Here is a 12584-nt window from a genome sequence, read left to right on the forward strand (position 1 = left end):
GATGAAGATCGCGGTTGTAACTCCCCGGAATGTTACAGGAGAAAAAGGTGGAGCTGAGAACTTTTATGAAGGTCTGGTAGGGGCTCTCAAAAATGAAGGGCACTCGGTCGCCCATATAGCGGTTCCTGTAGATGAGTCCTGTTTTGAGGGAATTCTTGAAGCATACTCTAATTGTTTTTATCTGAACCTTGATGCTTATGATCTTGTTATCTCAACAAAGGCACCCACATACATGGTCAGACACAGAAATCATGTCTCATACCTCCTGCATACGATCCGTGTTTTTTATGATATGTTTGATGTGGAGTTCAGCTCTTCGGATAGGGAAAAGAAAAAACAGAGACGGCTTATCCATGAATTTGATAAATACGGGCTGTCTCCGTCTAGGATAAAAAAACATTTTGTCAATGGAGCTCCGGTATACGAAAGAATGATCGCAGTGGACGATTTCTGGAAAACTGTTAATTTTGAGGTACTTCATCATCCTCCAAAGATTGAGAATTTTAAAGAGCCGGAAGAAGGCAAGTTCATTTTCTTTCCGACACGCTTGCACCGGTGGAAGCGGCCAGATCTTATAATCAATGCAATGAAGTATGTAAAAAGTAACATCAGGCTGATAATTTCGGGCAGGGGAGAAGATGAAGCTTACTACAGGCAACTGGCAAAACATGATAAGAGAATCTCTTTTATCGGCTGGATTAATGATGATCAGCTGGTTGACCTGTATTCGAAGTCTCTTGTCGTTCCTTTTGTTCCAGTTAACGAAGATTATGGGCTGATAACCATTGAGGCTTTCCAGAGCAAAAAACCTGTAATTACCTGTTCAGATTCCGGGGAACCTGCAAGAATTGTCATTGACGGGTTAAGTGGGTTTGTTGTTGAGCCTGACCCCCGGGAAATTGCAATGAAGATAAACTATTTAGTTGAAAACCCGTCTCATGCCCGGAAAATGGGTGAGGAAGGTTATAAGCTTGTTCAGGAGATCACCTGGCAGAATGTTATTAACAGGCTCCTCTCTTCAGAAGACAAAACTGATGCTGTTGAGCCTTTGGAGAAGAACGAGTTTTTTTTTCATGAGACCTCAAAAAAAGTAAAAGTTGTCGTTACGGATAACCAGATTTTAGATCCACCCATCGGCGGAGGTAGAGTCAGGATCTATCAACTCTATAAGAACTTTGATCCTGATCGTTTTGACATTACTTACCTTGGTACATTTGACTGGCTGGGACCTGAAGAAAGGGAACAGAAACTTGCCGACAATTTTACTGAGACACTTGTGCCAATGACCGTTCCCCACATAGCAATCGATAAAATCTTCAGCAGGCTTTGCGGCAGAAAAACGACTTTAGATGTTACAATTCCCCTTTTAATGAAGTTCACTCCCAGATACCAGCAGAAACTATCAGAACTCTGCAGGGAAGCAGACGTTGTTATAGTATCACATCCCTGGGTATATCCTTATGTGAAAGAAGAAATTAAAATCCTGGACAAGAAACCGCTGCTCATTTACGATTCCCACAATCTGGAATATAATATTAAGAAAGAAATCCTGAATTCCACGATTGTCGGCAGATATCTGGTAAATAATGTGTACAGGGTTGAAAAAGAGCTTGTGCATGACTCTGACCTGATTTTTGTCTGTTCAGACGAAGATCTCAGAGCTTTTTCCGAAATCTATGGAATAGATAGCAAGAAAATCCTTCTGGTTCCGAATGGAGCATCGGTGGACAGCGTGGCTCCTATCAGTTCTGATGAAAAAGAAGCTTTAAAAGCTCATTATGGTTTTGAAGGAAAAGTAACGGCTGTTTTTCTTGCCAGTGGGGGTTATAAACCCAATGATGATGCAGCCGAATATATCTGTAAACAGCTCGCTCCTTCCCTCAAAAACATAACCTTCATTCTTGTCGGAAGTGTGTGTGATAATCTCAAAAGCGAAATTAAAAACTCACTGGGAGAAAACGTAGTCCTGATGGGTGTTGTTAGTTCTGAAGATAAATCAAAAATCTTATTATCTTCCGACATTGCCCTGAATCCTGTGACCCAGGGCTCTGGGACTAACATCAAGGTATTCGATTACCTGGCTGCCGGCTTAAATGTAATAACCACTCCTGTAGGCTCAAGAGGAATAAGTTTTACCAACCTTGAAAATGGTGTTATTGCTGAATTGAATGACTTTCAGGCTTCGATTGAAATGTTACTTAATGATCCCCTTCTGCGGGAAAAAATCTCTAAAAACGCAAGGTTACTCGCCGAAAAGTATAACTGGAGTGATATTTCAAGGACAGCAGGTGAGAAAATAGTTAACCTGATGGAGAATTCAAAATGAAATATTTGATGGTTTCGACATACCCGCCTAAAAAATGTGGAATCGGGACTTATGCCTATCAGATGGTAAAGTTCTTAAGAAACGGTGGCAACGTTGTCGATGTTATTTCTCTTGAAGGCAATGGAGGGGACTTTACACTTAATTTGAAGGGGGGAGCAAACCTTCTCAAAATTCTAAAGTATGCAATCTTTTATGACAAGGTAATAATTCAATATCATGAATCCTTTTATTACGAAGAGTATAATCGAAAAAACCTTTTTAGGATTTTATGCACTCATCTTTCGTTTTACCTTACCTTTCTGCTCCTGAGAAAAAAGCTTGAGGTTATAGTACACGAATTTCCAAGAACACACAGTCACTCTACAGCCCGGTTTTTAGAAACGATTAAGTGGCGATTATGCCCCAAACTCGTTTTCCATACTCAAAAAGAGGTTGATGACTTCAAGCAATATTATTTTGATTTAACAGGAAAAAATTACGAAATAAGAGCTCCAAATGCATATTTTTACAAATTCAGAGATATTCCGCAGTCTCAGGCAAGACAAGAACTTGGAATTCCTTCCAATGCTGTAGTTTTCCTGTGTATTGGATTTATTCAGCCACACAAAGGGTATGATAGGGCTGTTAGGGAGTTCCAGAATATTAACAATAGGAGAATGCATCTTTACGTAGTAGGTTCAATCAGGATCGAGTGGGACGCATATACTTCCTACCTTCAAGAACTGAAACGTATGGCAGCTAATAACCCTCAGATCCACATTGAGGAAAAATTCCTGTCAGATGAGGATTTTGATACCTGGATCACTGCCAGTGATGTAATACTTATTCCTTACAGGGAGATCTGGAGCTCTGGAGTGCTGGGCAGAGCCAAACTGTTTAACAAAAGAGTCATTGCTTCCAATGTTGGAGGATTGGCTGAACAACTTGAAGACAATGATATTCTATTCAATACTGACGAAGAATTAAGGAAGATTTTTGAGGCATTCTCAAAAAAATTAAGTGCCTCAGAGGTTATAAAAACTCCTGAGATATCCTAAAATTCTAATTTACTTCTGGATAACTCTTAAAATCTTTATTTTTTCCTATTAAAGACTTAGAAGAGCTCTATTTTCTGGACTATTATGCTCAATTCCCTGGTGTCATTACTGTTCAGTTCAGGGATATCACAGGGTCTTTCCGAACCTTCCCGTACATTGAAATGAATGGTATTTTCTCCTTTCCTGAGGGATACTGGTGCTGATACTGCAACATAATCAGGGTTTATAGTCTGTGTGTGCAGGAGCTCTTCTCCGCTATATATCTCCAGTGTTCTTGGACGATGGAAACTGTAGGTCTGGAATTTCAATGTAGCGTTTTTATCTTCAGCCGAATATATTGACAGCGTTGCATTATCTGACATCCAGCGGGTAGGCGTACCTCCCCAGTCCTCCAGGGAATACCAGCCATCTTTTAAAGCGATTGAAGGAAACTGTTTCTCCTCCTCCTCTTTCTGGACACGATAAACTACAAGCCCGTCTTCTGGGTATACTTCAGGCTCGGTATTAAGTGTTTTTTTCAGTAAATTATTTGCAGAATCCATTTGCTCTCTAGATAACTGATCCTGGTGAAGAATAACATATCTTATATTATACTTGTTAAGGATAGAAGCCCCTTTTTCTGCAAGGTCTTCCCGTACAATGTCATTGTGGTACCGACCGCCATATGTCAGTTCTCTGATAAAAGGAGTATTTTGCTGGAAACTATTTACGTTTTCAGGGTATCTAGCAGCATAACCGCCTACCAATGGCTTTTTATGAACAGTCTGGTAATATAGATAAGCAAAATTCATATATCCGCCATTTGTATTTGCAGGAAGCTCAAGTAAAGCGTAGTTTTCATTATCATTCCCAATGGTGCGATAAAACTCTGGAATATCCGCTGAAGAGGTTGGATATGGGATACAGAGGTATTCAAGAATTATAAGGCAGCTTATCACCGTAAAAAGGAGTGATTTTTTTCTGGTTTTATGTTTTAGCAGTTCAGAGAGGCTATACCCTACAAGCACAGCGAATCCAAGGGTTGCAATTACGAAAAATCTGCCAACTGTTCGACAATTATCCAGAAATGGAACAGTTTGATACAATATCTGGTGAGGGAGGGGCAGATTTATACCCTGATTGATGAGCAGCGGCTCTCCATTAAACATCAGAACTGGTCCCAGACTGACTACTGAGAAGAAAAGGGTGGAAAATAGCCAGAATTTAACATCAGGATTTTTTTTTAATTTTATAACAGCAAATATGGAAAGTCCAAGCACGACATAACCTATGAAATTTACTTTTTCAGGGAGCCAGCTAGGCAATTTTGAATAAAAATTTAGAGTAAAATCACCCAGGAAAGGATGTAAATGGGAGGGGGTAAAGAAACTCATAAAATCATTTGACAGCTTCAGAATTTCGCTGTAATGCGGCTTCAAAAAATTCTGGCTTGAGAGTGAGATCCGGATTTCATTGAACGTTAAAGGCAATATTCCTGAAAAGCTGACTATCCCGAAAGCGGCATACTTTTTTGTTATTTCTCCTGTTGAGCGAAAAAACTCCTTATTCAGATCCAGATTCCAGTAGAAATCATATAAAAGTACGAGTCCTGCAAATATTCCCATAAATACCATATACTGCAGGTCGCTCATTGCTACGAGAATGAAAAATACACCTGCAATAACAGGGTTTTTCATTCCTCCCTCTTTAACTGTTTTTATAAGATACAGAGCGCAAAAGGGGATCCACTGGATTGTAGTTGCGCCAAAAAAATATAGGCCTCTTGAAAAATGATAAGGAGAGAACGCAAAAACAATCCCTGCAATAAAGGCAGCGTATTTGTTTCCTGTAAGGTATTTTACAAGCAGGTAACACCCGAATGCTCCTATAATAAATGTTAGCAGCCAGAGAATGGTATAAATGACATGAAGCTCTAAAAAGGGAGATAGCAATAAGTACATTATTTGATTAAATGCTGAAGGGAAGGGCATTGATTCTATGCCATTCGGGTAAAAAAGCAAATTGTCGTGTGTTAAAGTTGTTAAGTTTGTTTCGAATATAGCTATTTTTGTATACCATAATATTCTCATCCACTGAAAAGAGTCCCCAGCCATTCCCGGAATATCGGTTTTTATCCTAAATGCAACAGGGTAGGTAAATATAACTGTTAGAAAAACATATAATGCTAAAACCGAACCATAATCATGTAACCTGTTAAGATTTTTATAATTTAATTTTCTGGGCTCAATAAATTTCTTAATTTCTATAGTATATCCCCCCTGTTTTCTGAGTTTTGTTATGTTTTTGCTCATGAAATTAAGCTCGAATTAAGATAATTTCTAAGGTAGTTCTTTTCAATTAGTTCTAATTAAGATAATTTCTAAAGTAACTTCTTTTCAATTAGCTCATTAAGATAATTTTCTTTTCAATTCCAACTTCATAATGTCCAGCTCACAGGTTTCCTGCCAGTGTGCTCGTTGGTTTTTATTTCTTGCACAGCACCATTGTCCAGGGGAAGGGTTTTCGGACCTCTAAAATTTTAAAATACTTTCTTAGTAATTCCACAAACTCTTTCGAACTCCAGTTCTGAACGTGTTCGATATCATTCCCAAACCGCGTTAGATTCTTCCCTCTTAAGAAGTTCATTATGCGGAAATACGGCTCATTAGGTACGCTGAATACACAGTAATTTCTTGAAACCCTCCTGATTTCCTGAATAGCTCTTTCCGGTTCTTCGAGATGTTCAAGAACCTCGGTTGCTATAGCAAGGTCAAAACTGTCGTTTTTGAATGAAAGTTCGTACACGCTTCCTGCACACAAATTAAAATTCCGGTTTTTATCCCTTGCAAGCTTAAGTGCGCTTTTAGAGATATCCACGCCTGTAATATCAGAAAAGTCAAGGCAGTTAATGATAAATCCTTCCCCACAGCCGATATCAATGATTCTGTTTATATTCTCAAGTGGAGTTACAGTAGCTTTTAAATTTTCAATAAAATTTGATATAACCATCCCCATCAGTGGATTTTTGGAATTGTACTTTTTGTAATTTCCACTTTGAAAATTCTCGTTGATCGGTATCTCCGCCTGATCCACTTTATCTCCCTCAGAATTCAATCTGACCCTACCTGGACTATAATATCAGTTTCTTTACTTTGTTTTCTTTCAGCAAATTATAAATTATTTTTAGGTAGTACTTTGTTACATTACTTTAATAGTTATTTCTAGATCCTGTTTTATTTCCCGATTTTGTTTTATTTCCAGATCCTGTTTTATTTCCCGATTTTGTTTTATTTCCAGATCCTGTTTTATTTCCCGATTTTGTTTTATTCCCAGATCCTGTTTTAATAATTCTTAATGATTCACCTGAAGTAAGTTTTTTATTTTTATAATTAATGGATACGGATTTTCAGTATCGCTTTTTTAGAGTGAGCAAGAATCCAAAAAGTGCCGGGGACAGGGATGTTAAAAAATAAAGAATTACAGGACAGGAAAATCCGTATGCTAAGTTTTCGCCCAGCAGATTGAAGATTGTGACACTTACAAATTCTCGAATTCCAAATCCGGATATTGATATAGGGAAATTGCCTAGAACTACGATTATTGGCAGCGAAAAAGTAAGAATATTATTTAAAGCCGGACTTAATGATTTTATTACTATCCAGTATACAACCAGGTTTACCAGATAATATCCTAAAGTTAATAAGAAAACCTTGGAAAGAACTCTTTTGTTTTCAGTGATTTCCCTCATTGTTTTTATATAATTTTCCTTGTGTTCTTTATTCTTAAAAAAAATCCTAAAAAACAGAGTAACTGCTTTTTCATTTGTAATAATGACTATTCCGACAACGGAAAGCGACATGATAAATGTCATGAGATAGATTAAATTCCTATCATTAAAAAAGAAAGCTATTGCAAGCACACTTAAAAACATCAGGCAGATAACGTCTATTATCCGGTCCATTATTATGGTTGGTATGCTTCTTGATTTCTCAGAGTCCAGATAAAAAGCCCTTGAGACTTCACCTGTCCTGCCCGGAGTAAGAGCTCCGTAAAATGTGCCTATTAGAATGATTTCAAGAGATCGGAGAATCGGAATCCTGATATCTATGCAGTTAAGCAAAGTTTGCCACTTTCTGGCTTTCATTAAGTACATGAGAACTATAAGAGGCAGGGAAAAGGAAAGCAAAACCAGATTCATTTCAGTAAAAACTTCATAAATGGCTTTTACGTCTAGTTTACTTAAAAGATACCATAGCAGCCCCAGGCTAACTATGAATTTACCTGCCGTTTTCCAGTTCATGGCTATCAAACTTTATAATATAGTCATCATTGTTTCTGGAGTTTGTAATCAGTTCTCCGATCAATCCAAGGGAGATAAATTGTGCTCCTATTACTGTAAGCAGTATCCCCAGCATAAGAAGAGGTCTATCCCCTATCCTTGTACCTGTGACCCATAGCGAGAAGAGGTATAGAGAAATAATTATCCCTGAAAAACCCAGTAGCATGCCTATGCCGCCGAACATATGCAGAGGCCTTTTTTTATACAGCATTAAAAAAGTGACTGTTATCAGGTCAAGAAATCCTTTAAATAGTCTTTCGGCTCCGTACTTCGATTTTCCGTGGATTCTAGGATGATGCTCGACTTCTATTTCCCCTACAGTATAACCTTTCCAGTGAGCTAGAGCTGGAATATAACGATGAAACTCTCCATATAAATTTATATTTTTTACAACCTCTCTTCGGTATCCTTTGTATCCGCAGTTAAAATCATTAATTTTTACTCCTGTGATAAATCGGGTTAATTTATTGAAGCATTTTGAGGGAAGAGTTTTTGATAAGGGGTCCTGTCTTTTGACTTTCCAGCCGGAAACCATATCAAATTCTTTTAATTTCTCAAGGAATCTTGGAATTTCTTTGGGGTCATCCTGCAGGTCTCCATCCATAGTAATAACATACTCTCCTCTCGATTTATTAAACCCACAAGAGAGAGCTGCAGCTTTTCCGTAGTTCCGCTGAAACCTCAGAATTCTTATATTACTGTCCTGAATCGATTTTATTGTCTCGAATGTATTGTCAGTCGAGCCATCATCTACAAAAATTATCTCATATCTTTTGTCCAGTACCGAAAGAACACAGCACAATTTTTCGTAAAGTTCAAGTATGTTTTCTTCTTCATTGTAAACCGGGATTATTATCGAGAGATCAAGTTTGTTCGATATGTAATCATTCTGGATGGAATAAGCGTCTGGAAAATAAGCTGGATATCCTATTGTATAGATCCCTCGATTCTCTAATTGACCTCTCGAACCGTACGTAACATTTCCTCCACATACTTGAAAAGTATCGATGATATAATTGCTCCCAACTGGCATCTGAAATATGATAGGTTTTTAATAGTCCAGACTGCCATAATAACCTGAGACAGCCATCTAGCTTACTGACACATGGGATATTCGTTTTAATCCTTTGTAACATTTCCTCCACATACTTGAAAAGTATCAGTGATATAATTGCTCCAAAGTGGCATCTGAAATATGATAGGCTTTTAATTGTCCAAACTGCTGTAAATAACCTGAAACAGCCGTCTAGCTTACTGACACATGGGATATTATTTAATACTTTTCTATACTCCCCACTAAATAATATGATTATTATTTAACCGTTTTTCCATACCCCACTAAATAATAGGAGTAGAGATTTAATTACTTTTCTTATAAAAGTTAGATTTTATTTATTTTTTTATAGAAGTATAATAAATTAAATTACTAAATAAGTAAAATCAGATTACTAAATAAGTAAAATTAGTTTACTTCGGTATTGATTGTCTCTCCTCGGAACAGCGAACTTCTTACAGCTTTCCTGAGATTCCTTATCCTTTTGAAAAAAAGACTCTTATTTTAGGGGTTTTTCCATATAACCTTGATAAACTAAACAAATTTCCTTAATTATTTTCTCCCAATCATAATTTTCAGCTTTTCGAAGTGCAGCTTCTGAAATCTTTCTATAGTCTTGGTTTTTCCCGATTATTTTATGCAAAGCCTTCGCAATTTCTCCCTCTGTAGGCTCCACAACAAATCCATCAACTCCATTTTCAACCAGCCCCTGCGCAGCATTGTACTTCGCTTTTACCGTCACTACTGGCACTCCGCAGGCAAAAGCCTCGATAACTACCATCCCAAACCCCTCCCGGCTTGAAGGCAGCACAAGTATCTTTGAAGCCCTGATTTTCCCTATCAACGCCCCGTACTCCTGAAAACCTGCAAACTCTACATTTCTGTAAATTCCAGTTATCTTTGCAAGCTCTACAAGTGCTGTCTTCTCTGGTCCATCGCCTACAATACAGCACCTGATCTCTGGAAAATCGGTTTTAAGAAGTGCGACCGCTTTAATAAGCAGGTCGACATTTTTTTCCTTTATAAGGCGGCCTGCAAAAATAACATCATATTTTTTGCTTTCAAAACCTGAGTGAACTTTTCCACCTTCGGGCTCAATCTTGGAAACTCTTTTAAGGTCGATCCCGTTGGGAATTACTGTAATTTTCTCTCGCGGAACTCCCAGTGCTTCAAGCCTGTCCTTAGTCCAGCCTGAAACTGCAATATTATTTTCAGATAATTTTGAGGTCATTTTTTCGACTAAGCATCCGAAAAAACCTGCCTTCCCCAGGTACTCGTACCAGTAATCATCCCATACCTCATGCCAGGTAAGCACTAATCGGGCTTTTTTCAGGACTGAGACTGCTTTTGCAGTGAAACAGGAAAAATAGGGAAAGACACTCACATCTATAAGGTCAAAGTTTTCTTTCCTGAGTTCTGGGAACAGTTTAGCAGCAAAGATTATTGCCTCAGAAATTGAACGCCTGCCGTTTACATACAGATCTCGGGCTTTACAGACTCCGTGAAGGATCATGCCTTCATATTCAAAGGTATCTTCGCCTTCCCACCATTTAATCCCGTAAATATGTACTTCGTGCCCTCTGTCCAGGAGCCGCTTCCCCAGCTCATGAATACGCATTTCTGCGCCGCCTTTGACCCATGGATAGACAGCATCGTACACAAAGGCAATTCTCATTTCACCACTTACCAGTCCGTGTCCACTTCAAGGAGCATTACGCTCAGGACAATTGCCGAGAAGATCATCTGCAGACCGATAAAAGCAAAAACCATTGAAATCACTGCACTTCTCACTTCCGAGAGGGACCCATACCCTGAGCTGATCCAGGTGTATACTACTTTCAGTCCTAACAGTATGCCTGCCCCAAGAATAAGAGAACCTGCAAGCAGTTCCTTTTCAAGGGAATGGTAATTCAACCAGTTTGGAGTACCGCCTTTATTCTTAGGGTATACGCCGCGGACAATGCCGTACATTTTCATATAGCCGCCAGTAGACAGTGTCTGTCCTCCGAAGATCAGAAGCATACAACCCAGAATAAAAGAATGCAGCCTGTTCTCTGCCGCATCTCCGCTAAGCAGGAGGGAACCGGTTATCAGGACTCCGAGCGCAAAAACCACGGCTCCAGGCAGAAAGAGAAATGGCAGGGGGCGGTACAGCATCATAAATCTCACATGCCTCCATCCATCCTGAAATGAACGCAGTTTGGAAGGAGCCCGGCGGGGGTAATAGGTTATGGGGACTTCTTTAATCCTCAACCCGCATTTTGCAGCTTCGATCACCATTTCGGATGCAAGTTCCATGCCACGTGTCTTAAGATTCATTTTCTCAAGCGCTTCTTTTGTAAAAGCTCGCATTCCACAGTGAGCGTCCGAAATTTTCGTCCCGAACAGGAAATTCAGCATTGCTGTCAGGAGGGGATTGCCTATATACTGGTGCAGCCAGGGCATAGCTCCTTTTTTGATATCGCCTTTAAGCCGCGTGCCTATTATAAAATCCGCTTCTCCTGCCATAAGAGGATCAAGGAATCTATCAAGCTCAAGCAGGTCATATGTATTGTCGGCATCTGCAATCGCAATATAATCCCCCTTAGCTTCAGCCAGCCCTTTAAGGTAAGCATTTCCATATCCTTTTATTGGACCTATTACCTTTGCACCCATTGAAGCTGCAATCTCTGCGGTTCTGTCGGAAGAGTTGTCAGCAACTATTATCTCCCCTTCTATGCCATATTTTTTGAATATAGACTGGGCTTTCTCTATACAGATACGGATGGTTTCTTCTTCATTCATAGAAGGCATTACGACAGAAAGAGAGGGCATGTCCAGCCTATACAGCATATATCCTAATAACTATTTTGATACGTATTATTTATCAGGAATTTGTACTCTGAAATTTATTTTTTAAATTGCCTTCGGGCATGGTAATAAAGTAAAGCAGGAATAGATAACCAAAAATCAGGGATACGAATTAGATATCAGGATATGGACTAAGGAAACAAAGCTAGGAATAGAAAGTTAACTTTTGCCAACAAGCTATATAAGGCATCAGAATATATTTTTAAGAAGGGATTCAGGTTTTCCGCGGATTATCAACTGACTTCACTATAGTTGAGACCGCTTTATCTGTATTTCAATCAGTTTAATGGGGGACTTGAATGGTTAAGGTAAGCGTGGTATTCCATAGTATTTATGGTCATATTTACAAAATGGCAGAAGCTGTAGCTGAAGGAGCAAGAGAGGTTGAAGGAGCCGAAGTAGAGATTTATCAGGTGCCTGAAACTCTACCTTATGAGGTTCTGGAAAAGATGGGGGCAATTGAAACGAAAAATCTTTTTGCCCATATTCCTGTACTGACCAGAAGCATGTACGAAGACGTACTTGCAGGTGCAGATGCCATTATTTTTGGGGCGCCAACACGTTACGGGAATATGACTGCTCAGATGCGTACGGTTTTTGATGGTCTTGGAGGGTTATGGGCTAAAAATGCTTTTGTTGGAAAGGTAGGGAGCGTCTTTACTTCGAGTCAGACGCAGCATGGAGGTCAGGAATCCACACTCCTCACTGCTTATGTAACTCTGTTCCATCTAGGAATGGTCATTGTCGGGCTTCCCTATTCTGAAACCCGGCAGATGAGAATGGATGAAATTACAGGCGGCAGCCCATACGGAGCTACAACGATTGCAGGAGAAAATAACACTCGCCAGCCTTCAGAAAATGAGCTTGCGATGGCTCGCTATCAGGGCAGGCTTGTAACCGAGACAGCAAAAAAACTGGCTGGAAAATAAATAAATCCTGGAAAATAAATAGATCCTGGAAAATAAAAAGTTTGGAAAACATTCCCCTTTGCAGGATGTT

At 39.2% G+C, this 12584-nt stretch carries 9 protein-coding genes; 3 read left to right on the forward strand and 6 right to left on the reverse strand.

All coding sequences use genetic code 11. The features are described 5' to 3' along the window. Window position 1: 1 nt before the first annotated feature. Together MSTHT_RS14650 and MSTHT_RS13125 are read left to right on the forward strand one after the other, a co-directional pair. A complete protein-coding gene (locus tag MSTHT_RS14650) occupies window positions 2–2326 on the forward strand; it encodes a glycosyltransferase family 4 protein (protein WP_148704378.1) in 2325 nt (774 codons plus the stop codon). Then, complete coding sequence (locus MSTHT_RS13125) at window positions 2323–3363, forward strand: glycosyltransferase family 4 protein (RefSeq protein ID WP_048168169.1); 1041 nt, start codon at window positions 2323–2325, stop codon at window positions 3361–3363. The genes MSTHT_RS14650 and MSTHT_RS13125 overlap by 4 nt, the downstream gene beginning before the upstream one ends. A gap of 56 nt (window positions 3364–3419) precedes the next feature. Here MSTHT_RS13125 and MSTHT_RS13130 read toward each other — a convergent pair whose 3' ends face one another. From MSTHT_RS13130 to MSTHT_RS13155, 6 genes are all read right to left on the reverse strand, one after another. Beyond that, window positions 3420–5039 (reverse strand): hypothetical protein, encoded by a 1620-nt coding sequence (locus tag MSTHT_RS13130; protein WP_231588102.1) that lies wholly within the window; start codon window positions 5037–5039, stop codon window positions 3420–3422. A gap of 787 nt (window positions 5040–5826) precedes the next feature. Next, entirely contained in the window at window positions 5827–6435 is a 609-nt protein-coding gene (locus MSTHT_RS13135; RefSeq protein ID WP_231588103.1) for a class I SAM-dependent methyltransferase, read from the reverse strand. Window positions 6436–6748: 313 nt separating this feature from the next. After that, window positions 6749–7642 (reverse strand): lysylphosphatidylglycerol synthase transmembrane domain-containing protein, encoded by an 894-nt coding sequence (locus MSTHT_RS13140; protein WP_048168171.1) that lies wholly within the window; start codon window positions 7640–7642, stop codon window positions 6749–6751. Then, complete coding sequence (locus MSTHT_RS13145) at window positions 7620–8714, reverse strand: glycosyltransferase family 2 protein (protein ID WP_231588104.1); 1095 nt, start codon at window positions 8712–8714, stop codon at window positions 7620–7622. Before MSTHT_RS13145 ends, MSTHT_RS13140 begins: the two co-directional genes overlap by 23 nt. 520 nt (window positions 8715–9234) lie before the next feature. After that, complete coding sequence (locus MSTHT_RS13150) at window positions 9235–10410, reverse strand: glycosyltransferase family 4 protein (protein ID WP_048168172.1); 1176 nt, start codon at window positions 10408–10410, stop codon at window positions 9235–9237. Between the two features lie 8 nt (window positions 10411–10418). After that, window positions 10419–11549, reverse strand: a complete 1131-nt coding sequence (locus MSTHT_RS13155; RefSeq protein ID WP_259274603.1) for a glycosyltransferase family 2 protein — start codon at window positions 11547–11549, stop codon at window positions 10419–10421. Window positions 11550–11884: 335 nt separating this feature from the next. Here MSTHT_RS13155 and wrbA point away from each other — a divergent pair, with 335 nt between their 5' ends. Further along, the gene (wrbA, locus tag MSTHT_RS13160; RefSeq protein WP_048168174.1) at window positions 11885–12514 is read left to right on the forward strand and encodes an NAD(P)H:quinone oxidoreductase type IV; all 630 of its coding nucleotides are present in this window, start codon (window positions 11885–11887) and stop codon (window positions 12512–12514) included. The last annotated feature ends 70 nt before the right edge of the window (window positions 12515–12584 follow it).

This window comes from Methanosarcina thermophila TM-1, from assembly GCF_000969885.1.
Lineage (GTDB): Archaea > Halobacteriota > Methanosarcinia > Methanosarcinales > Methanosarcinaceae > Methanosarcina > Methanosarcina thermophila.